General features: G+C 38.9%; 27 protein-coding genes. 11 read left to right on the top strand and 16 right to left on the bottom strand.

Going from position 1 to position 21,242, the window contains the following annotated elements; all coding sequences use genetic code 11:
* The first annotated feature begins 9 nt into the window (after positions 1 to 9).
* On the top strand, positions 10 to 630 hold the full coding sequence (locus tag HU823_RS12745) for a cell wall hydrolase (protein ID WP_231607430.1): 621 nt from the start codon (positions 10 to 12) through the stop codon (positions 628 to 630).
* 233 nt (positions 631 to 863) lie between these two features.
* Here HU823_RS12745 and HU823_RS12740 read toward each other — a convergent pair whose 3' ends face one another.
* Positions 864 to 1,763 (bottom strand): hypothetical protein, encoded by a 900-nt coding sequence (locus HU823_RS12740; RefSeq protein WP_197222302.1) that lies wholly within the window; start codon positions 1,761 to 1,763, stop codon positions 864 to 866.
* A gap of 200 nt (positions 1,764 to 1,963) precedes the next feature.
* Between HU823_RS12740 and HU823_RS12735 the strand changes: the two genes are divergently transcribed.
* The 3 genes from HU823_RS12735 to HU823_RS12725 are packed head-to-tail and all read left to right on the top strand — an operon-like array spanning position 1,964 to position 3,641.
* Positions 1,964 to 2,389 carry a DMT family transporter gene (locus HU823_RS12735; RefSeq protein ID WP_197222301.1) on the top strand — a complete coding sequence of 142 codons (426 nt, stop codon included), beginning with the start codon at positions 1,964 to 1,966 and terminating at the stop codon, positions 2,387 to 2,389.
* A gap of 27 nt (positions 2,390 to 2,416) precedes the next feature.
* Positions 2,417 to 3,121, top strand: coding sequence for a Crp/Fnr family transcriptional regulator (locus HU823_RS12730; RefSeq protein WP_197222300.1), 705 nt, complete (start codon positions 2,417 to 2,419; stop codon positions 3,119 to 3,121).
* A 13-nt stretch (positions 3,122 to 3,134) separates the two neighbouring features.
* Positions 3,135 to 3,641 (top strand): DMT family transporter, encoded by a 507-nt coding sequence (locus tag HU823_RS12725; protein WP_197222299.1) that lies wholly within the window; start codon positions 3,135 to 3,137, stop codon positions 3,639 to 3,641.
* 254 nt (positions 3,642 to 3,895) lie between these two features.
* Here HU823_RS12725 and HU823_RS12720 read toward each other — a convergent pair whose 3' ends face one another.
* Positions 3,896 to 4,549 (bottom strand): C40 family peptidase, encoded by a 654-nt coding sequence (locus HU823_RS12720; RefSeq protein WP_197222298.1) that lies wholly within the window; start codon positions 4,547 to 4,549, stop codon positions 3,896 to 3,898.
* 259 nt (positions 4,550 to 4,808) lie between these two features.
* On the opposite strand from HU823_RS12720, the gene HU823_RS12715 reads away from it, so the two are divergent.
* Both HU823_RS12715 and HU823_RS12710 read left to right on the top strand, forming a co-directional pair.
* Positions 4,809 to 5,102: a hypothetical protein gene (locus tag HU823_RS12715; RefSeq protein WP_197222297.1), complete on the top strand. Its 294-nt coding sequence runs from the start codon at positions 4,809 to 4,811 to the stop codon at positions 5,100 to 5,102.
* A 70-nt stretch (positions 5,103 to 5,172) separates the two neighbouring features.
* On the top strand, positions 5,173 to 6,021 hold the full coding sequence (locus HU823_RS12710; protein ID WP_197222296.1) for an oxidoreductase: 849 nt from the start codon (positions 5,173 to 5,175) through the stop codon (positions 6,019 to 6,021).
* Positions 6,022 to 6,039: 18 nt separating this feature from the next.
* Here HU823_RS12710 and HU823_RS12705 read toward each other — a convergent pair whose 3' ends face one another.
* Positions 6,040 to 6,378, bottom strand: coding sequence for a MerR family transcriptional regulator (locus HU823_RS12705; protein WP_197222295.1), 339 nt, complete (start codon positions 6,376 to 6,378; stop codon positions 6,040 to 6,042).
* Between the two features lie 209 nt (positions 6,379 to 6,587).
* Here HU823_RS12705 and HU823_RS12700 point away from each other — a divergent pair, with 209 nt between their 5' ends.
* Together HU823_RS12700 and HU823_RS12695 are read left to right on the top strand one after the other, a co-directional pair.
* A complete protein-coding gene (locus HU823_RS12700; RefSeq protein ID WP_197222294.1) occupies positions 6,588 to 7,019 on the top strand; it encodes a lipoprotein in 432 nt (143 codons plus the stop codon).
* 21 nt (positions 7,020 to 7,040) lie between these two features.
* Positions 7,041 to 7,835 carry a TIGR00266 family protein gene (locus HU823_RS12695; RefSeq protein ID WP_137790180.1) on the top strand — a complete coding sequence of 265 codons (795 nt, stop codon included), beginning with the start codon at positions 7,041 to 7,043 and terminating at the stop codon, positions 7,833 to 7,835.
* A gap of 79 nt (positions 7,836 to 7,914) precedes the next feature.
* Here the strand turns inward: HU823_RS12695 and HU823_RS12690 are convergent, their stop codons facing one another.
* The 4 genes from HU823_RS12690 to HU823_RS12675 form a co-directional block, all read right to left on the bottom strand.
* The gene (locus HU823_RS12690) at positions 7,915 to 8,583 is read right to left on the bottom strand and encodes a class F sortase (RefSeq protein WP_197222293.1); all 669 of its coding nucleotides are present in this window, start codon (positions 8,581 to 8,583) and stop codon (positions 7,915 to 7,917) included.
* A 1-nt stretch (position 8,584) separates the two neighbouring features.
* Complete coding sequence (locus tag HU823_RS12685) at positions 8,585 to 9,373, bottom strand: DUF4397 domain-containing protein (protein WP_197222292.1); 789 nt, start codon at positions 9,371 to 9,373, stop codon at positions 8,585 to 8,587.
* A 209-nt stretch (positions 9,374 to 9,582) separates the two neighbouring features.
* Entirely contained in the window at positions 9,583 to 10,596 is a 1,014-nt protein-coding gene (locus HU823_RS12680; RefSeq protein WP_197222291.1) for a S66 family peptidase, read from the bottom strand.
* Positions 10,597 to 10,666: 70 nt separating this feature from the next.
* Positions 10,667 to 11,689, bottom strand: a complete 1,023-nt coding sequence (locus tag HU823_RS12675; protein WP_197222373.1) for an NADP-dependent oxidoreductase — start codon at positions 11,687 to 11,689, stop codon at positions 10,667 to 10,669.
* A 138-nt stretch (positions 11,690 to 11,827) separates the two neighbouring features.
* On the opposite strand from HU823_RS12675, the gene HU823_RS21935 reads away from it, so the two are divergent.
* Positions 11,828 to 12,214, top strand: a complete 387-nt coding sequence (locus HU823_RS21935; protein WP_231607429.1) for a hypothetical protein — start codon at positions 11,828 to 11,830, stop codon at positions 12,212 to 12,214.
* A 111-nt stretch (positions 12,215 to 12,325) separates the two neighbouring features.
* Here HU823_RS21935 and HU823_RS12665 read toward each other — a convergent pair whose 3' ends face one another.
* The 3 genes from HU823_RS12665 to HU823_RS12655 form a co-directional block, all read right to left on the bottom strand.
* Positions 12,326 to 12,742 carry a hypothetical protein gene (locus tag HU823_RS12665; RefSeq protein ID WP_197222290.1) on the bottom strand — a complete coding sequence of 139 codons (417 nt, stop codon included), beginning with the start codon at positions 12,740 to 12,742 and terminating at the stop codon, positions 12,326 to 12,328.
* Positions 12,743 to 12,896: 154 nt separating this feature from the next.
* Entirely contained in the window at positions 12,897 to 14,201 is a 1,305-nt protein-coding gene (locus HU823_RS12660; protein WP_197222372.1) for an amino acid permease, read from the bottom strand.
* A 162-nt stretch (positions 14,202 to 14,363) separates the two neighbouring features.
* Positions 14,364 to 14,993, bottom strand: coding sequence for a LysE family translocator (locus HU823_RS12655; protein WP_197222289.1), 630 nt, complete (start codon positions 14,991 to 14,993; stop codon positions 14,364 to 14,366).
* A 106-nt stretch (positions 14,994 to 15,099) separates the two neighbouring features.
* On the opposite strand from HU823_RS12655, the gene HU823_RS12650 reads away from it, so the two are divergent.
* The gene (locus HU823_RS12650; protein WP_197222288.1) at positions 15,100 to 15,363 is read left to right on the top strand and encodes a hypothetical protein; all 264 of its coding nucleotides are present in this window, start codon (positions 15,100 to 15,102) and stop codon (positions 15,361 to 15,363) included.
* 41 nt (positions 15,364 to 15,404) lie between these two features.
* Here the strand turns inward: HU823_RS12650 and HU823_RS12645 are convergent, their stop codons facing one another.
* From HU823_RS12645 to HU823_RS12620, 6 genes are all read right to left on the bottom strand, one after another.
* A complete protein-coding gene (locus HU823_RS12645) occupies positions 15,405 to 15,632 on the bottom strand; it encodes a hypothetical protein (protein ID WP_197222287.1) in 228 nt (75 codons plus the stop codon).
* Positions 15,633 to 15,820: 188 nt separating this feature from the next.
* The gene (locus HU823_RS12640) at positions 15,821 to 16,306 is read right to left on the bottom strand and encodes a DinB family protein (RefSeq protein ID WP_197222286.1); all 486 of its coding nucleotides are present in this window, start codon (positions 16,304 to 16,306) and stop codon (positions 15,821 to 15,823) included.
* A 75-nt stretch (positions 16,307 to 16,381) separates the two neighbouring features.
* A complete protein-coding gene (locus tag HU823_RS12635) occupies positions 16,382 to 17,395 on the bottom strand; it encodes a Gfo/Idh/MocA family protein (RefSeq protein ID WP_231607428.1) in 1,014 nt (337 codons plus the stop codon).
* Between the two features lie 111 nt (positions 17,396 to 17,506).
* Entirely contained in the window at positions 17,507 to 18,265 is a 759-nt protein-coding gene (locus HU823_RS12630) for a hypothetical protein (RefSeq protein WP_197222284.1), read from the bottom strand.
* A gap of 248 nt (positions 18,266 to 18,513) precedes the next feature.
* The gene (locus HU823_RS12625; protein ID WP_197222283.1) at positions 18,514 to 19,008 is read right to left on the bottom strand and encodes a GNAT family N-acetyltransferase; all 495 of its coding nucleotides are present in this window, start codon (positions 19,006 to 19,008) and stop codon (positions 18,514 to 18,516) included.
* Between the two features lie 295 nt (positions 19,009 to 19,303).
* On the bottom strand, positions 19,304 to 20,542 hold the full coding sequence (locus HU823_RS12620) for a molybdopterin-dependent oxidoreductase (protein WP_197222282.1): 1,239 nt from the start codon (positions 20,540 to 20,542) through the stop codon (positions 19,304 to 19,306).
* 213 nt (positions 20,543 to 20,755) lie between these two features.
* Between HU823_RS12620 and HU823_RS12615 the strand changes: the two genes are divergently transcribed.
* Positions 20,756 to 21,097 (top strand): hypothetical protein, encoded by a 342-nt coding sequence (locus tag HU823_RS12615; RefSeq protein ID WP_197222281.1) that lies wholly within the window; start codon positions 20,756 to 20,758, stop codon positions 21,095 to 21,097.
* Positions 21,098 to 21,242 lie beyond the last annotated feature (145 nt).

Raw genomic sequence — 21,242 nt, 5'->3', positions numbered from 1 at the left:
AATTTTACAATGAGAAATCTATTGAGCAAGTTGATACTCTTTTTTGTGGTTATGACTTTTCTATTCGTTCCAACGAAAGTGCAAGCGCATGGACTATTAACAGAAGGCAGTCAGGGTTATGAGGTGTCCATCTTACAAGAAAAACTAAAAGCTCTTGGTTTATTCTATGGACCTGTTACGGGATATTATGGTCCTATTACAGAGAGAGCTGTTGCTAACTTTCAGTATGAAACTAATCTTTCAGCAGATGGCGTTGCCGGTCCTGCTACCTTTTTAATGTTACAAGACGTAGAACAGATGGCTCGTGTTGTTCATGGTGAGGCGCGCGGCGAATCCTACTTAGGCAAAGTTTCCGTAGCGGCTGTAATATTAAATCGTCTAGAAGATTCCGCTTTCCCCAAAAATGTGAGTGATGTTATTCATCAAACGAACGCTTTTACGGCCGTTCATGATGGACAATATCATCTCCAGCCTTCCCACAATGCTTATCGTGCAGTGCTAGATGCGATGAAAGGTTGGGACCCCACTTACGGTTCCGTTTATTATTACAACCCTGAAACTGCAACAGACCCGTGGATTTTCTCAAGATCCTCCGTTACGAAGATCGGCAACCATCTCTTTGCGAAATAAAGGTGTGTAATAAAGTTTATGGATGAGGTAAAGTAGATTTGTCGAAAATCGTTTAAATTTTTTTATCCGTGAATATATTGATGATTACCGTGAAATTAATTAGCATTACCGTGAAATTATTTATTCTTTTATTACTTCAGGAAGAACAAATTTCAAAATCTGTTTGTCTAAAGCTTACGTGTAAACAAAAAGGTGTGCCCTTCTCCAGAGGCACACCTTTTTTCTATCAGTTATTATTGAAATGTTTTACTTACATGGATGAATTCTCGATAACCTGAGCGTGTCAGATGATAAGTGTCATCTAATAAACCGTCTCTTATTAAAGAATTGAGTGTTTCTTCTGGAATGACGTCAATCACTTGATCCATACGTTGATTCAGGTCTTCAAGCGATGCGTTCTTAAGAGTTACCGGATTCATCATACGAACGATTCCTTCAATACGAGAATCCCTTTTTTGGAAAAATTGCGGTGTTTTCTTGAACACATTTTGAATACGATCTTTAAATTGATTCAATTCTTGTTTGGTGTTGAAGCTTTCTGTCTCTTTCTCTCTGATTTTCTCGTTAAAGTATGTCATTTCTTCCTTGCTTAACTGTGCACGTGAGAACAGTTCGTTATAGATCTGTGTTTTATCCATCTCGATCTTAGCTAGTTCTTCCTCTTTTATGCGCTGTGTTTCCCAAATTTCTTCTTCATCTATTACTTCTTCTTCATGTTCTTTTTCAATTTCTTCTGTTGCTTCTTCTACCTCTTCAGGTACAACGATTTTTTCTTCTTTCTCTTCAAAAAGCTCTAATTGCTCTTGATCTGGATCTTCTTCAATAACAGCAACTGCTGGTTTTGATTCAAACGATGGACTCACTCTCTCTTTGGATGTGAAAGATTCAATCATCTTCTCTAACTTGCTGACCTTGTTAAAATAAATGAGTGAGATCGTTATAGCGAACAATGAACTAAATACCGAGATAAAGTCTGAAAAGCGGAAAACGAATGGTGCTGTTGCAATCTTATAAAAGATCAGTAGAGCAAATGCACCAATGATAATAATCTTTAACCAGCTTTCACGATTCTTGAATTCTGCTGATTGTTCATTGTTTTTATTTTTATTTGATAAACTCTTTAGTCGTTTCATATTCTTACCTCTTTCATAGAGATTGTCGTGCAGCTTTTTATTTTAAACGAAATATGTAAAAGTGAAAAGGAAAAGGAACATTTCATCATGTAAGTATCATGTTCATTACATGCATTTTAACATTTTAGGACATATGTCCTTCCCAACAGATCCACTTCTATTCTTTAATGATTATAGAATTTTTATTGGGAAGTGATGACATGAAAGGAATAGTGTTTGCTTTTTTAGCTGGGGCCTTTATCACACTGCAAGGGGTCGCGAACGCACGAATCAGCCAAAACATTGGTTCATGGCAAGCAGCAACGATTACTCAATTGACCGGTTTTATCGCAGCCGTTCTAATCGTATTGATCGTAAAAGATCAAAAATGGAAACAATTTAAGAAAGTGCGTCCGATCTACCTAACAGGAGGGTCATTTGCTGCAGTTGTCATCTATGGCAATATTTACGGCATCCACTCTATAGGGGTAACGCTGACAATTGCCGTAATCTTAATCTCGCAGCTAGCGATCACGTTTTTGATCGATGGCAAAGGCTGGTTTGGCGTACTGAAAAAAGAGATGAAGGTTCCACAATTTATTGGAATCGCGATGATGATCGCTGGAGTTGTCATTTTGAAATTTTAAAGGAGAATGAGATGAGGTGGTTGGACAATGAGAGAAATTCACGATACTGAGCTGCTTCAGCACTATATGGAGACTTTTGAAATCAAACCTATCTTAAATGAAGATCTACTACCTTACCTAACTTTATACAGCTATGATCATGGTGAATTGATCTGTACACAAGGTGACCCTTATAACCATCTATACTTATTAGTAAAAGGAAAACTTAAGATATTCAACACATCACCTGAAGGCAAGACACTTATTCTTTCATTCAAAACACCTTTGGATGTTGTCGGAGACATTGAATATGTGCAAGGAACGGACTTCATCAATACCGTTGAAGCGGTCTCGGAAGTTCATATGATCGCGATTCATCATCGCTGGTTAAAAAAGTTTGCGAGCGATCATACGCCGCTATTAAAATTTCTCTTGAACGTGATCACCAAGAAGTTTTATGTAAAATCAAGTTCTTTAAGCTTCAACCTACTATATCCGGTCGAAGTGCGTTTTGCGAGCTACCTTCTGTCGGTTTGCTTTGACGAAGGAGATGCTTTGTATAGTGGCAAACTGAGTACGAGTCACCTTATAGATGCTGCTAACCTAATCGGCACAAGTTATCGCCACTTGAACCGTGTTATCCAACATCTCTCTAAAGAAGGTCTAGTGGAACGGCATAAAGGGTTTATCGAAGTGAAGAATCGTGAAGGCTTAAGCGAACTAGCTAATCACCGGAATATATACGAAAAATAAAGGAGCGTTCAACATGCTTATCGGTTTACTCTTTGCCATTCTGGCAGGCATACTGGTTGGTCTGCAAAATATTTTTAATACACGGGTCAATGACCACGCAGGAACATGGTCGACCACAGCTCTTGTACTAGGTCTAGGATTTTTAGCATCCATGACGCTTGGTGTTGTTTTTGAAGGAACAGAATTGTTTGTCCTCAAGAACATGGAAACTTGGTTTTGGTTCAGTGGCTTGATTGGTGTGGGGGTTGTTGTTTGTTTAGTTCAAGGCACACGACTGCTCGGTCCAACATTCGCCATATCTATCGTCCTAACGTCTCAGCTCGGTTCTGCTCTCATGTGGGATTCACTCGGTTTGTTCGGGCTTGAGAAGATTCCGTTTACTTCTCAGCAGCTTATAGGGGTCCTCGTCATCATCGGTGGAGTTATCGTATTTAAGTTTGGTGGGAGTACTCGTGTAGAGCAACGTGAAGTCTCAAAAATGACTCATACCTTGGAGCAAAGTGCCTCAGTTGAAAGATGATTTACGTATTCTTACGTAGTCATCTTTTTTAGGAACTTTATTATGGGTTACGGTACGTGATTTTATATTTATTACACGTTCACCGGTAAAATGGAGTTCTTCACCTCTAAATGAAGTTTAACCACCTATAAATGCTTAAATTCAACCGATGCATATGACCTCTTCACCTGAGTTACACTCTCTTTCACCGCAAACCACTTTATGACGAAAAAAACGCCCACCAAAGTGGACGTTTTTACATCTTTTAGAGCTTATTATTCGTAACTTTTTGCGCCAATATAGCTTTCTGACCAATAAGAGCTGTTAAGTTCCGCTGTTGTTACACCTTTTGAAGAAGAAGCATGTACGAATTGATCGTTTCCGATATAAACTCCGGCATGACTCGGTCCGTCACCTTCAAGATTAAAGAATACGATATCTCCTACTGCTGGTGAATCTACCTTCGTTCCTTCTGCGTAAATATCATCGATGGTACGAGGCAATTCAACATTTCCTGCTTCATTAAAGATATATTGTAAGTATCCGCTGCAATCAAATCCGTCTGGTGATTCTCCACCCCACTTATAAGGCGTTCCATCATACTTCTTAGCCACTTCAACGATTGAAGAATTACTTTCTGATGGATTGATTCCTAACGCTTTAAATGTTTCATCACCGGCGATGCCATCCACTGTGATGCCTTTATCTGCTTGGAATTTCTTTACCGCATCTGTTGTATAGTCACCATAATAATCCGTTGTTTTGCTATATGAAAAATATCCTTTTTTGTCTAACGTTTGTTGGAGGTCTTGTACATCTGAATGCTGCGTCTCAGGTTTCAGCGTTTGATCTCCAAGAGCGGCTTCACCCACTATCGGATTAAACGCCACGACACCTGCTATTGCTAATCCTGCTGCTGCTTTTTTCAAAGTAACATCTCCTTTTCTTATTTAATCTGACCTGTCCCATACTAACAGGTAGAGATGACAAAGACATTGTGAGGGAATTACAGCGGTATAACAATTTTCTACAGAATGTATGATAAATTACACATTGTAATATTTGAAAAATAATGATGGCTAAAATGATGGAAGCAAAATTTTGTACGATGTGGACAAATAGAAGGAAAGATTAGCCGTATTCTGTATAGAGTATATAAAGGGCAAAAAAGGGTAAGGAGGCATCTATTTGGAGTTCCCGTTCATTCTTACTAACTTTTGGGATGCATTGATTGCTATACCCGCCATCATCATCATGATTGAAATCCTCAAGATCTTCTTTCCTTATATCTCTCTTTGGATACCAACGATCGCCTGTTTGCTGGGCTTAATCATATCTGTTTTAATTGCGCATCCGCATAGTCTTTGGACTGGTATCGTGATGGGAATCGTCTATGGAGTTGCTGCAGTCGGATCATACTCAAGCTTTGTTTATGTTATTTATAACTATCGAGATAAGAAGCCCCAAAATCCTTATAAATAAGTTGAATGCTCGGAAAAGTTCGTTTACGGTTAGTACATAACTTAACGAACTTTTTTATGAGGAGAATGAAATGAACAGAAAAACAGCCATTGTGACTGGCACATCTAGCGGGTTTGGTATGCATTGTGCAATTGAACTTGCGAAGGCCGGTTTCTACGTAATAAGTACGATGCGAAATATCGGTCGTGCAGAATCACTATTAAAGTTGGCAGACGAAAACAAGGTAAGTGACCAAATTCATCTACATGCTCTGGACGTGACATCAACAGAATCTATTCATACTTTTAAAGACTTCATCAAAGAGTTTCCTAGCATTGATGTTTTAGTCAATAATGCAGGATTTGCACTTGGCGGTTTTTCGGAAGAACTTTCAATCGATGAATATCGTCTTCAGTTTGAAACAAATGTGTTTGGTGTTATCGCGATTACGCAAACCGTTCTTCCCTTCATGCGTAAAAACAAGCGAGGACGCATTATTAATATGAGCAGCATCTCTGGAAAATTTGGTTTTCCTGGTCTATCACCTTATACGGCATCTAAGCACGCGTTGGAAGGATACAGTGAAAGTTTGCGTATTGAACTGCGACCATTCGGTATAGATGTTGTTCTTATTGAACCTGGATCTTATCAAACAAACATCTGGTCTTCAATCGACAATTTGACCATCGATTCTCATTCTCCTTATTCCTTTTATATGGAGGCACTTCTGAAAAACATGGAAAACAGCGAGGCAGATCATGGGAACCCTATTGATGTCGCAAAGCTTGTGTCTAAACTTGCTATCTCTACAAAAACCCCTAAACTCCGTTATACGATTGGCAAAGGTGTTAGATTAACAATACTTCTAAAAAGCATCCTACCTTGGAAGATACTAGAAAGAATAATTACAATGAGATTAGTAGGAAACAAAAAGAGGTAGTCACCCGAGACTGCCTTTTTATGAGGTTCGATCATGGTTGTTCTTGAAGTAAGCATGAAATTGACCCCGAAGCATCTCTTTAAGCACACTCTTCTCTGCTAATTTTTCTTTTTCCTTTTTCATCTCTGTTCTAATTTCATGAGTTTGTACGCCGTCTTCTCGTTTGTTCGCGATCTCAACCAGCTTCTCAATATCAGAAAATGAATATTTCCGTGTCCCTTTTCCAGTACGTTCTGGAAAGAGCAATCTTTTTTCTTCGTAATATCGAATCTGTCTGAATGACAATCCTGTTAACTCACTTACAATACCTATTGAAATAACCTTCTTATCTTTATAATGTGTATTTTCAAAAGACATAGTCCAGCCACTCCTTTGCCCTACCCCCTGCTTTTACTATATCTCAATGAACCTTTCATTCAACAAAGCTGTTAGATTATCTCACTAACGTTTTCAAATCCCTCAAGCTTTAATAAGTGTTACAAAATTTTTAAACGCTGATTGAAACTAAAAGAATTTTAACGCGTAATTACTTGTGCATTCTATTCAGTAACATTAAGGAGCCTCTGATGAAGAAGATAATAGTGCTAATCGGAATAGTCATTTTGTTAACCGGCTGTACGGATGATTCAAAGCTACGCACAGATCTTATTTCACCTAAAGAAGCTGGTAAAGAGGTACAGTCTTTCTTTGAGACTGCTAAGAAGCAAAATGGCATCCATCTTTATCAAGATAAAGACGAAAAAATCTACCTAATGCTAAATGGAGCAAACATCTTACAAGATCAACCCGCCATTACATTTTCTAATTTTAAAGTAAAAGAAGACGGGGACACGCTTAAAGTCTATTATGAGGTAGAGACGGTTGCTGATTATGAAGATAAGAACTTAGAAAATCAACTATTCTATGAGGTAGAATTAAACAAAGCCTATGAAACCATTCAATTATACAAAAACGGTAAACCTTCAAACTTTGAAATGGTCTCAGGAAACACAAATTAAACATTATTGGGGGAATTAAACATGAATAACCACGAGATCGATTATAAAATTTACGGCGATGACATGCAGTTCGTCGAGGTAGAGTTAGATCCAAAAGAAACGGTGATCGCTGAAGCTGGTGCTTTAATGATGATGGAAGACGGCATCGAGATGGAGACAATCTTCGGGGACGGTTCAGGTGCATCAGGCGGAAGCGGTTTAATGGGTAAACTCTTTAATGCAGGTAAACGCGTTCTGACTGGTGAGAGTCTGTTCATGACAACATTTACGAATGAAGAGCGTGGTAAGAAACATGTTTCATTCGCCTCTCCTTATCCTGGAAAAATCATTCCGATGGACTTAAGTGAGCTCGGCGGTAAAGTAATCTGCCAAAAAGATGCGTTTTTAGCCGCTGCAAAAGGTGTAACAGTCGGAATAGAATTTCAACGTAAAATTGGTGCAGGCTTCTTCGGTGGTGAAGGCTTTATCATGCAGAAGCTTGAAGGCGATGGGATGGCATTCGTTCATGCTGGTGGAACCATTCATAAAAGAGAATTGGCACCTGGCGAAGTACTGCGTGTGGATACAGGTTGCTTGGTCGCGATGACAAGCGGTGTCGATTATAATATCGAAATGGTAAAAGGTGTGAAAACAGCACTTTTTGGTGGTGAGGGCTTGTTCTTTGCCACATTAAGAGGACCGGGAACGGTTTGGATCCAATCACTTCCGTTCAGCCGCCTAGCAAGTCGTGTGTTTGCTGCAGCTCCGCATAGAGGCGGATCGAGCGATGAAGGAAGCATTGCTAAAGGCGTGTTCGGCATGTTGAATGGAGATTGATTAAGAAAATGATCGTTAAACAGATGTTATAGTTTTAAAAAAGAGCAGAATCATCTTCAGTAGATGGTCTCTGCTCTTTTTAAAGTTTGATTCGTTTTGCATAAACGACCAACCGTTTCTCATGTTCATTGTTTTTCCTATTATATACACCTGTACAAGTAATAAGGTTCAACCTAGGCTGCTGACTAGGTCCAAATATCACACGCAGAGGTGCTTCGTCTTTTTTATAGGCAACGACCTTTTCCACTTGAAAAGTAACTTTTTCATTTTCTTTTCCATAAACGTGAATGAGGTCGCCTGCTTTCAAGTTCTTTAAATAAAAAAAGACAGCAGGTCCCCTATAATCATCAACGTGACCAGCGATAACAGCATTCCCATTTGCTCCCGGCTTAGCACCCAACTCATACCAGCCAACATCTTCTCCGTTATTTGGCACTTCCATCTGTCCGTCTTTGTTTAGCCCCTGACCATTTACAGAAGCGCTTACTTTTAAAGTTGGAATCTCAAGTTTTGTTGGAACAATACCAATGGATTCGGTCTTATTTGGCATATCGTTTTTTTTATCATCGTTATTCATGTTCACCATAGAATCAGTTTGTTGACCTGAATTTGTAACTGGTTCTTCTTGAGGTGAAACTTGAATCTTCCTCTGACTATATTCTTGTATATCGTCACTTTCATAGCTATTTCCTGCTGAGCAGCTGCTCAGCAGGAGAATAGTTGTAAATAATAATAGATGTTTACTCATTTTATTGAGCTATACGTTTGCGGTATAGGATAAACGTTAGTGCACCCAATCCAGCTACTGCGATGATTCCAGCAGTATAGTTTGCTGATGACTCTTCAGATGCTCCACCCATACCTGTTTTAGGCATTTCAGATGGCATAACCATTGAGTCTTGCAATACAAGTACTTCGATTTTATCGGCTGTATTGATTGCATAAACGCTGTACACCATATTTGCTTCGAGCTTTGTTCCAGAAAGGTCCAACACTTGCTTACCTTCAGGAGTACGAATCTCTAGATCATACGTATTTGGATCAAGTTCTTTATAATCTGTGAACGCTTTAAATGTAGCACCGCTAAACAGAGCGTCTCCACCGATCAATCCTACATCTACAGTCGGTGCATCAGGAGAAAGATGACCGATACGAACTTTCGCTTTTCCTTCAGTTGCCTGCATAGAATCTTCTGCGACTACTAACTCAATCATTTCTAGCATGTTTGCTGCAGCTACTGTATAAGCTTTACCTGCTTCAACGGTCAAATTTTGTGAGATTACAGCATTATCTTTAGTACCCGCTGCAAAGATTTCCACTTTATGTTCGCCAGCTGGCAATGGCATGTAATCTGTTGCTGCCTTAAACTCCGCACCCTCGACTACTGGTTTTCCATCGACATAAACATCTACTGCTGGTGCATCAGGCGAAGCATGTACAATACGAACCATCGCATCATTAGACTCAGCAAAAACCCCCGTTGCCATCATAGCAAACATCATAACCGCGGCAAGTGCAGACCCAAAAAACTTTTTCATTTCATCTCTCCTCACAAATGGTATACAAACGAATGCACAACAAATGTAATGCGTTTGTATATGTTATGTACCACTTAAGGTTTAAGCTTAAACCATATTTTTGAAAAATTTACATTTTAGCGTTTAGCCCTGTTTTTCGCCAGAAAAAAAGCTGTCCCCTTCACTAAGGGAACAACTTCTGATTGCTTTAAAAATATAAGGGATTAATATTAACGAAAATACTGTAAAACCGTCCCTTTGCCTTTATCGACTTCAACTTCTGCATAAGCCCCATTAACAAATGTGATCTGTGGCGGTACATGTCCACAATCCACATTGTAGATGACTGAAATATTCAATTCCTCAGCCATTTCTCTATATACGTCTTCCACTGTGTAATCATTAACTGGTTCATTTGCAGAGCTTCGGCCAAAAAGAATTCCGGAACAATTTTCAAACCAGCCAGCTAACTTCATTTGAACCAGAGATCTTCTTAGATCAGTAGTGTTCATTTCACAGTTTTCTAAGTACCATAAAATCGGTTCACCGTTAATCTTCTGTTGATTAAAATGTGCGACGTCCCCATAAGGTGTTCCGATCAGATGACGAATCGTATCAATACAACCGCCTAGCAGACGCCCAGAAAACGTTTCGGTTCTACCAGAAATCGTTTTCCACTCAGTATCTTCAGTGAGATGAAACACATAAGGTGTTGGTGCGTCGTGTTTCCATTCTTTTTGAAATTTTTTAGAAGACTTCTGAAGAATGGCATCTCCTTCTCTTGTTGAGAGAACTTTTTCCCACATCGCTGTTGTTTCATCAGAGTACTCTCCTCTTAAATCGACGAGATTTGTCCCATGTGCCGTCGCGATTCCGGTTTTCAAGGTGATGGGAAGGAGGAGAGTACTTGTGTCTGAATAACCTAAAATCCACTTGTTCGGTAAATTCGTGAAATCAACATGTTCTAACATTTCGATTAATAGCTCACCACCCCAAGGAGGGATGATTACATCTATCTTTGGATCTCTTACCATCTCATTGAATTCAGCAGCTCGCGTCTTTGCTGAAGCAGACTTCGCCTTACTTTGTGTCCAAACCGTTTCTCCACAAGTTACTTCATATCCTCTTTTCTCCATTTGAAGACAGGCTTGCTTAAACATGTCATGAAGAGGTGATTGAACACCTGAAGAAGGAGCGGTCACTCCGATCGATGCATTATCGTTGAATACTGGATATAAAATCATTTGAACTCATCCTACTTTTTGTATTTTTTCTGTTGTTAAGTAAACTTCCACAAAGTTTGTTAGAGTTCCTTCAATCTTTCGCAATTAGAGGTGGTTCCACTTTGATGACTACTTTCCCTTTCGCTCTTCCCGTTTCTACATATTCAATTGCTTTCTGTGCATCTTCAAAGGGAAAGACTTTATCGATCACGGGTAGGATATCTTCTTTTTCTACCAACTCAGCAATCTTGCTTAACTGTTTTCCGCTTGGTTTCATAAATAGAAAATGGTAGTGAACGTTATGTTTTTTTTCAAGCTTTGTTAACTTGCTACTCACAATAGAAAAGATCACTTTTTTGAAGAAGCCCAAGTTGTTTTCTTCTGCAAATGCCTTATTAGGAACCGCTGAAACAGAAACAATCCTTCCTCCAGGTTTTAATACTTCAAATGACTTTTCCAGATAAACCCCACCTAACGTATCAAAGACTGCATCATACCCGTTAAGAACCTTCTCAAAATCTTGTTCTTTGTAATTGATGATCTCGTCAGCTCCTAAAGATTTTACAAGGTCATATCCTTTATCACTCGCTGTAGTCGCTACATAAGCTCCCATTGCTTTGGCAAGTTGGATAGCAAATGTTCCTACCCCACCCGCACCTGCATGGATTAAAATCTTTTGTCCTTCTTTCAATTGAATAACCTCATGAAAAGCTTGCCAAGTTGTTAATCCAACTAACGGAAGTGAAGCACTCTCCACTAAAGATATGTTACTTGGTGCGATGGCCACATCTTCTTCATGAATTGAAATATATTCGGCGAATGTTCCAATGCGGCTCTTTCTTGGTCTGCCAAACACTTTATCTCCAGGTTGAAACAAAGTGACTTTACTTCCTACCTGTTCAACGGTACCTGAAAAATCATTTCCGAGAATTAATGGCATTTTGTAGGATAAAAGCATTTTTACTTTACCATCTCTTATTTTAAAATCTATCGGATTTATACTTGCAGCGTGTATTCGGACTAAAAGATCTTGCTCTCCTAGTTTAGGTTTATCCACTTCTGTATCTTGGAGTGTTACGTCCTTCCCATAGCGTTCGATCATCATTGCTCTCATATGATTCATTAAACCTCCAGCATCTCGCCCATTTCTTTATGATTTTACTATTATGTACAACGAACAAGCTACTCTAAAGGAGCAGCTATCATATTCATATATCGAACAAACTGTTTTGCGGAAGGAGGAAACCCCTTTATGAACAATAATCCTATGAACAATCATCCATATAATCATCAACATCAGTACTCCCTTGACGAATCAGATTATGTGGAGCGTCAGATGGAAGAAGATGAAGCAGGTCCATTTTCACCACCGCCCCAACAATTTGCACAAAGCCAGATTCCACAACCTTTTTTCACTCAAACTTTCCAGCCTCCTCAGATACGTGCCCGATTGTGCAACTGTTTAGGAAACTGGGGCCTTTTAGGTCTTCGTAGTCCAGGTCAGTTTGGCCGTGACTTTTGGTTCTTCCCAGTAGCCATTCGCCAAAACAGCGTAACCGGCTATATCTGGGTCGGCGGTCGCCGTCAGCGTGTAAGATACGGATTCTCACAAATTCGAAACTTCATTTGTACTGGTTGATATAGTAGCTTAGGTGTACTTATGCAATCTTCTTATACTTGCTGCTATGAAAAAAATATCCTTTCTGCTCGTGAAAAAAACCGCTCCCATTGGGAACGGCTTTTTTTCTTCTTATAATAGATCACCAAGTATATCATCTAAGATTCCTTCGTCATCATGTTCGTCTTCTTCCCATTGGTCATGGTCATTACCATCGAGAATGTTATCTAGATCCAGGCTGGCATCTAAGTTCAAGTCTAAGGAAGCTCTGTCCTCATCACTCCAACCATTATCTTCTGCCCAATCTTGAATCTCAGCTTCTGTCATTCCTTCTGCTTTTGCCCACGCTTGAAGATCTGACATCTCCCAGTGATTTGCTTCTGCCCAAGCTGCAAATTCACCTGAAGTAACGGTTTCGTTATTTTCAATCGCAGCGTTGAGCTTCGTGCTAAGGTCTACAGTGGTGCTGTCATCGTGAGCAAAGGCCGCAGTACCTCCACCTAATAGCAATCCGAAAGCTAGTCCTGTACTTGCAAATTTCTTCATCATGATTCATCACACTCCTGTAATTTTTTTGTCTTGCACTAAGCTAACGAAGAGGATGTCGAATCAGATCATTTTTTTAATGAATATGAGCAGAAAGACTTATGATCCTTCAAATATTTAGGTGTTGCCCAAAAGTTATGTTTTAGCAGTAAAAGAATTAAACCAAATTTTTTTGTTGAGAATTACGCTTCTTCTGAATAATAAATGCAACAATACCTATTAGCACGGAAATGCCGACACTAACATATAGACCTGGACGGATGGTTTCTTCAAACCAGGTACCCGTAACGGCTAAAGTGATCAACACGATTGCCACGATTGACATCAGCTTCACCCACATAGATTGTTTTAAGATTTTCAGTGAAGACAGTATGATAAATAACCAGTTGAATAAGAGTAAAATTCCAGCTGCTGTTGTAATGTACTCATAGATCCGTCCTGGGAGAAGAAGAGCTGTGATGATACTCGCTAAAAGTCCCCCTGCTCCTAAACCCATTGCGGGAAGCGGCAGTTTTTTAAATTTCACTGTTTTCGCAAAGATTTTCGGAGCATCTCCATCTTCTGCAAGCGTCCTTAACAGGTTCGTCACTCCAAAGAGTGCTGCTGCCATCGCTGAGAATCCAGCTATAATGATCGCCCCATTAAATACATGCGGAAAGAAACCTAAATGATACCTTTCCATCGCCGTAACAAACGGACTTTCTTTGTGATCAAAAGTTTCTAAAGCTACTGTAGTCACGGCAAGTCCGATTGATAGGACATAGATAATAGTAAGGATAAAAAGCATGATCGTCCCTGCTTTTGAAGCATCTTCTGTCTTTTTCAGTTGCATCGCCATCATACCGATCACTTCTATACCGCCAAATGCATAAAACGCATAAATGAGGGACGACCAAAAGCCTTTGAGCCCTCCTGTAAAAAAACCGTTGAACGAATTCGGTATTTCAAGATCATAGTTCTTTCCATCAACAAAACCGATAAGTCCTGCTATCGCTAAAATAATGAACATCACAATAGCTGCTACTTTTATGACAGCTAATAAATTTTCAACTTGATCAAATTTCTTTGTTCCTGCTAATACCACAATAATAGCTAAGACGGCATAAAATGCTGCAAAGATCCAAAGTGGAACATGTGGCAACCAAAATTGAGAGAGAATGGAGAGCGCAGTAAGCTGGCTGCCCATGATCAAAATACTTGAAACCCAATAGTTCCAGCCACAGCTAAAACCCGCCCATCTTCCATAGGCATGACTGGCATAATAGCAAAACGATCCTTTTTGAGGATCTGATGCTGTCATTTTGGCTAATAACTGAAACACGATGTATGTTCCCATAGCAGCCAATAAAAAGGAAAAGACGATTGAAGGACCGGTTAGCTGAATTCCGATTGTGGATCCTAAAAAATAGCCTGTTCCAATTGTACATCCTACTCCAACAAGAGAAAGCTGCCACCAAGCCATGTTTTTTGCTTCTGATTGATCTAGTTTAGGTTGAATCGGTGCACTACAATTGGTTTTCTTCACAATAATACCCTCCTGCTTTACAGGTATTATTGTTTATCTTAAGCGGTTGAATATTCATTAACTAATGAAAAAACAGCTTTTAAAAAGCAAAAGCTGTTTTTACGATAAAAGAAACGAGATACCTTTATAACCAAAATAAAAACCGAATCCCATCAATGATAATCCTGATAACTTCGATATCCATTCTAAAATGCGGTCGGCCAGCATCTTACGAAAGCTGCTTGATACGATTGCCATTGTGAAATCCCATAATAGAATGCCTGAAAATATGGCAGCACTATAGAGAAGGAGACTTTCTAACGAATATTTCGTTGCTGTTTCTGCGAGTATAGAACCGTATATTCCTAACCAAAATAAGATAGTAAGAGGATTGGTAAGTGACATAAGAAAACCCGCCATAAAACTTCTGCTGTTATGTACGGTGTAATCTTGTTGACTGCTCTTTTTTTCCGCTGTGGCTTTTTTAAACGTCTCAATTCCCGTATAAAGAAGAACAAAACTGCCAAAAAGCCAAAGAAATGTTTTGATAAAAGGTGTATTAATATAGCTAACCAGTCCCATGTAAACCATAAGCATATACAGTGCGTCTGCAACAGTTGCACCTAATCCGACCATCCAAGCTTGCCAAAATCCGTATTTGATTCCGCGGTCCATCTGTGCAGCATTGACCGGACCGATCGGAGCAGCAAGAGATAAACCTAACAGTACGTATTTTACAAATAAAATCATCGAAGACCTCCACGTATAAGATGGACAACTCATACCTGTCTTCATCTTATTCGAAAGGAATCTTAATCAGACCTAAAAATCTAATAGTGAATGGGAGTTCATACAAATGGATCATCAGTTAAGCCCTAAGGTTCAAGAGGCACTCCACCATGTAAAACGTGCCGATGAGGCAATGATTGAAGCACAAGCTAATCAAACACCATCCTGTTTTCAAACTGCAAAGCTATGGCTCGAAACTGCTCAACAATCGGTACATAACGCAGGTGAAGGATTAACAGAAGATGAAAAAAAACAGCTTCACCATGCTAAAGAATATTTAAGACACTTACATGAAACACAAGCTGCTCTTCAAGAAACTAGATACGAGTAACGTATAAATCCCTCATGAAAGCATCATGAGGGATCTTTATGTTAGGCAAATAAATTTCGGATAAATCCTGCTTGATTGACCGTTTCAGTTTTCACATCAACATTGAGTTTGCGAATGTTGTCACAATAAATGTGAAGTCTTTTTGCTTTATCTGCGTTTAGATAAGAGGCGTAGTTGTCCAGCTTATCTACTTCGCGTAATACGTCTTCCTTTGTGTCTGCTTTCTCGATCCTGCTGCAGCACGAGCTGATCTGGTCATAAACAGACATGCTAGCCACCTCCTTTATGTTTTGTTTAATAATTCCCTTCTCCAAATTTTTAAAACTGAGACCTATGAACTGTTAAGTCGTTTAGCAATATTTTTCATAAATTCCGGAATCGATGCGATCGCATTATCTCATTTAGTCTCTATGTAAGTAACATATACAAAATTTAGACTCTCCACATTCTCGCCTCCTCAATGAACACCTTTTTTAGAATCCCAGTTCCCTTTAGATTTTCTGATCTCTATGATCTGCCCGATATGATAGGCATTATGGATGTTTATATTGGCAAGTACAGAATACCAAGGATCGTGACGGTCTTCATGAGCAGAAATCTCAAAAATACTCTCATCTGCTTCTTTTACAACAGTGGCCCAATCCGTTAGTACAGCAAACAATTGATTCTTAGCTGTTTCCCAGTCCTGAATATTTTCGTTCTCAAACGTATCATCATTGCTTTCAATCTTTTGCTGGGGCGAATTTCCTTTAAACCTCTGTAAGTAGCGTTCGTTCCAGAAAATCAAGTGGTTGACGATCTCCCATATGGAGTTGCTATCTCCTGTTTTTTCTCTTGCTTCTTCAGCCGTAAGTCCTTCAAGTGCCCGATCAACGGGAACAAACCAGTTTGGTTCATTATGGTTGGCTGCCATTTGATTTAATAAAATCGTTTTTTGATACATAAAAAAACCTCCTTGTGCAGAACTGTTTACGAACGTACATTCTGCATCAGGAGGTTGGATTCCTTTTTATTAACTTCAAATATTTTGCTTCACTTCTAGTTCTGATAACTGTACACGACGACCTTCTTTACTTGAAATTGCTGCTGCTTCATTTATGGCTGTTAAATTTACGATATCATCCCTTGAAATCGTCGACTTTTTACCTTTTTCAATGGCATCAACCCATTGCTCCATATTAGAAGAAATTGGATTCGGCAGCTCTGGGTTTACCCAATCCTCTGTGTTAAGGTGCTTACTTTTAATCCTTACAACTTGCCCTTCCACCATGATTGTACCTTCCGTGCCGTAAAGTTCAAGTTGCTGCGGACTTCCATAAGACAAGAAGCCCGTCTCAATCATACCCATAGCACCTGATTCATACTCCACCATAACGACAGCGTTATCATCTACACCTAATTTGTATAATTCATTTAGTTTACCGCTTACAGCCTTTACTTTCCCCCCTAAACGATTCGTTAAATAGATCGGGTGTGCCCCAAGGTCGATCAGCGCACCTCCGCCACACTCTTCTTTATTATAAAAGTGCGGTGGAAGCCATCCTTTTGGATTTTCTTCTGAAGGTACAGATCCGTTATGTGCAACACGGCATCTGATGTATGTAATATCTCCAAGAAGTCCTTTGTCCAAAGCTTGTTGGGCGTAGAGATAAAAGCTTTCTGTCAGTCTTGGTAGATTGACCATTAATTGTACGTTATTTCTATCTACGGCCTCTAAAATTTCTTCGCATTCTTTTACAGTAAAAGCGAGAACTTTTTCAGTGAAAATGTGTTTCCCATGGTTCGCAGCGGCGATAATGACCTCTTTATGACGGTTGGTTGCCGTTGTCACAATGACTCCGTCGATGTTTGAATCATCTAGGACGTTCTGTAGGTCCGCTTCATACGATACCCCTAATTCTTCCGCCCACTGGGTACCCCGCTCTTGGTTTTCATCCCAAACCGTTTTTATAGTGATCGCTTCATTTCCCATTGCTTCTCGTGCGTAATCAACCGCATGCACGTGCCATTTACTGAGTAGAGCTACGTTCATTACCTTCATCACTCCTCAAGCTAGAATTATTACCATTATACATAAGAGAGACGTACTATATTGTTTTTCTAGAAGTTTAGAAGTTTTCCAAAAGTTAATAGCGTAACGATTTTATATACTACTCTTAACTGCGCCTTCTATTTTCACCATTCTATTTTGAAGTGACTCTACAAAATCTCCCGCATGGTCAAAATAAAGATGCACTTTATTAATCTCTTGTTTTTGTCCAAAGTAACCTCTTGCATGTACTGGATCCTTAAAAACGATCTCATATTTCAGCTCGTCGCTAATCCCAAAAATAATCGTAAGTATTCTTGGGAAAGCCGTAGCATGGAATACTCTCTTTTCATTTATGATGCTTCCACTTTTGCTGTATTTGATTGAAGCAGGCTGTATATAGTCAATCTCGCTTAAATCGAAATACAGAGATCGTCTAGCACCAATTTTCATTCTTACTTTATCTTTGGTAATACGAAAAGGGGTATTTCTCATTAAGTTATAATCACCTAGCATGTAGATAACACTGTAAATATGTAAAACTAGCATAATAAGAGCTATGTTAGGTTCTTCTTTTTTAAGGTATATATGAAACACAATCATCTCAATGATCTGTTCGTGTATTAATGCTAGAAATAGATAAAAATAGCTGGAGTTTTTATGAAAGAAGTAGCTATCATTCTGAATCATCATACGGTTTTTTGTACTCCATTTAAAGAAAGCATGGTATAAGATGTTCCACTCCTTTTTAATGAGCAATAATAGAGGGTTCTGATCTATGTTTCCTTTCTTATACATAAGAAATAAGTAAATAAACAAACTCTCAAATAAAATGATGACTATGACAATTGAGATTAATAGTTGGCGATCCATAAATACATCTCCCTTCCTTCACCATATTCTTCAATTTAATTGTAAAGGAATGGTAATTAATTAATAGGAAAAATAAGGGTTTTCATACTTTCGTAACAATTTTATGGCGAATTCGTTAACTTACCTCTTATTTGGAAGGAATCAAGATTGAACTTGCTATTTATCATCACACGTTATTCAACATTAAGAACAAAAAAAGCCGTACTCGAAAAGCAATATCTTCTCAAGTGACGGCTAAAAGTTATGAGTCAAATCGTTTTATAGTACAATACGGTCGTATCTAATCCACCTTTATCATTCTTAGCGAAAAAGGGTATTCTTCCCGCCTCTTGAAAACCACATGATTGATAAAGTAGATTTGACGGATCACCTTCTCTTGTATCTAAGACAAGCAAAGACAGCCCAATTTCTTTTGCTTTTTGTTCAGCGTGAAATATCAGCTTTCTTCCGATTCCTTTTTGTCTGAACGCTGGGTGTGTCATGAGCTTAGCTACCTCAGCTCGATGAGTACCGTTTGGTTTTTTACACAAGTGAAGCTGAATGGTCGCTGCGATCGCACCATCTATTTTTGCCACCCAAAACATGATATCAGGGCTCATACAGCTTTTCCAAAAATCATCAGCTTCTTGTTTTTTTAGCGGAGGCAAAAAACCGATGGATGCTCCTTCATCTACTACTTTTATTAATAGATCAGACAATTCGTCTGTACATTCGTCAACATTCCGTATTTCAACAATCTCCATTCCCATTAGCCCCTTCATCACCATTTGTTATCATTCATTTTAATACTCATTTTCATTGAAAAGAAGAGGGATTTGTCGAAAATCGGATAAAATATTTTATACGTGAAATTAAGAAGGTTATCCGTGAAATTATTAACTCTATCCGTGTATATATGAGAAGTTACCGTGAAATTAATCAAGGATGTTAAAATTTCAGAGCCAGAATGTTCGCGCGATATGTACAATGTAAACGTATTTGTCCACATTTATAATACACCTCTTAAAAAGTGGCTAAATCTTGCTAGCAGCCAGCATTTTAGATTGATTTTAACCATGCATTCTTGTCATAGCCTCTTTTCTCCCAATAACCAACGTGCTCCTTTTCGATTAACTCGATTCGATTCAGCCATTTTACGGATTTGTATGCATACATTTTGGGGACGATCAAGCGGACTGGACCGCCGTTATTTTGCGAAATGAGTTTACCATCTATTAATACAGCAACCATGATGTCATCCATCATCGCTTGCTCAATCGTTAGCGTGTCTGTGTACACGCCATCAGCCGAGTAAAACTTCACATATTTTGCTTTATCCTTAACACCTGCTTCTTGTAACAATTTCTTGAGCGGAATCCCTTCCCATGTAACATCATATACACTCCACCCTGTCACACAATGAAAATCGCTGACTTGCACGTCCCGGTGAACATTCACAAACTGATTCCAATTCCACTTTTGTTTTCTGTCTACATGGCCATCGATTGCAAAGCTAAAATTATCATTATTGATCTCAGGAATCTCCGTTACAGTGTAATAGCGGAATTCCCCTCTTCGCCCACCGCCAATAGGAGGAGCAGATTTTGGACTTGGACTTGGCAATGGATTTAAGTTGTTCCCATCAGGTAAAGCTTGTTCACTGCTTCCTAAATCCTCAGGCAAGAAAGGTTTAATCCATTTTAAGAATGAGGGCAGAAACGCCACGGCAATAATACTTCCACTAAGAAGTTTTAAAAATGTCCGTCTTCTATAGACTGGATTCTCTTCACTAATCATCATCGGTTCTTCCTTAGGCTGAGGGACGGTCTTTCTTGCAGTCAATCGTTTAAACCACTTGCTTCGCGTTACGCTGTGATAAGTGGCATAAGGAACCCCAAACCATGTTGCAGCATCATGAAAGAACAAAGATACAGAACTCACAATCGGTGGAAAGTAACGATGAAACGTGAGCTGCAGTCCGGTAATGATCAGTACAGTTACGATACTAAGTACAATAAAAAGGTTCAGACGGTGTTCTCTCTTTTTACTTAACGTATAATGGTGTTTTTTCATTTTAGGTATGTAAAGGAGGAGAGGCAGACAAAAAAGGAGGCCTATCCATATATGGATATCTTTTATCCATACTCTTAATGTTGGAAGTGTCGAGCGGAATGAAGATGAAAATAAGGCGAAGCCCGTTACACTCAAAACTAGAAAAAGGACAGCGTTTACATGGTGTAGGCGGTTTAACTTTTTACCAAAACTTATGTTTTTCTGGAATAAAAGTTTAATGTTCATGCAACTTTCCTCCCCTTCTTTTGTAAGGATTATTCAGCTCTCAAATCTTGTGTAAATCAACATATAGAGAATACGAAAAAAATGAACAAATCGATCAATCATTCTATAAATTCATCTCCAGAGATCTTTCAATCCTTACTATTCAGTTAGCTTTGTCACTCCGCTGCTGCCTATGCATACACTATACTCGAGAATAACTTAGGGGAGGATCTGATGATGAAGCATTCTAAAAATAGTTTATTCTCACAACATCATCCATCTCAGCATGAAAAAGAAGAGAATGATTCGAATCAATGCGATGGCTGCATATGTGAAATTTTCCGAAGATTAAATGAAGAATGTACAGATGGATGTACGGCAAATAATCAGTTTTTCTACATTCTTCCTAAAGGTCAAAATCAACCTGTCGGCGAAACACCAATACCTTTTCGATTTCTTAGGTTTGATCCAGAAAGTTGCTGCGCATTCTTTGAAATAAGAATTGAACAAAACACTGTTACATTGCAAGTCGCAGTTGACTGTCACGAGATTAGTGGAATTGTACCGCTTCAATAGAAAGGAGGAGCACTTATGCTAAAAAACTGTGGCTGTTCAAACCATTCAAAATGCAGTGGATGTGCATGTTGTGTATTAAAGGAATTAGAAGAGAAACTTTCCACGAATTGTGATACCAGTGTGAATCCATCTATATTTCTTTTAA

It is taken from the genome of Fictibacillus sp. 18YEL24, assembly GCF_015903855.1.
Classification (GTDB): domain Bacteria; phylum Bacillota; class Bacilli; order Bacillales; family Fictibacillaceae; genus Fictibacillus; species Fictibacillus phosphorivorans_C.
The sequence above is the reverse complement of the archived record's forward strand: the minus strand, read 5'-3'. Positions and strand labels throughout refer to the sequence as shown.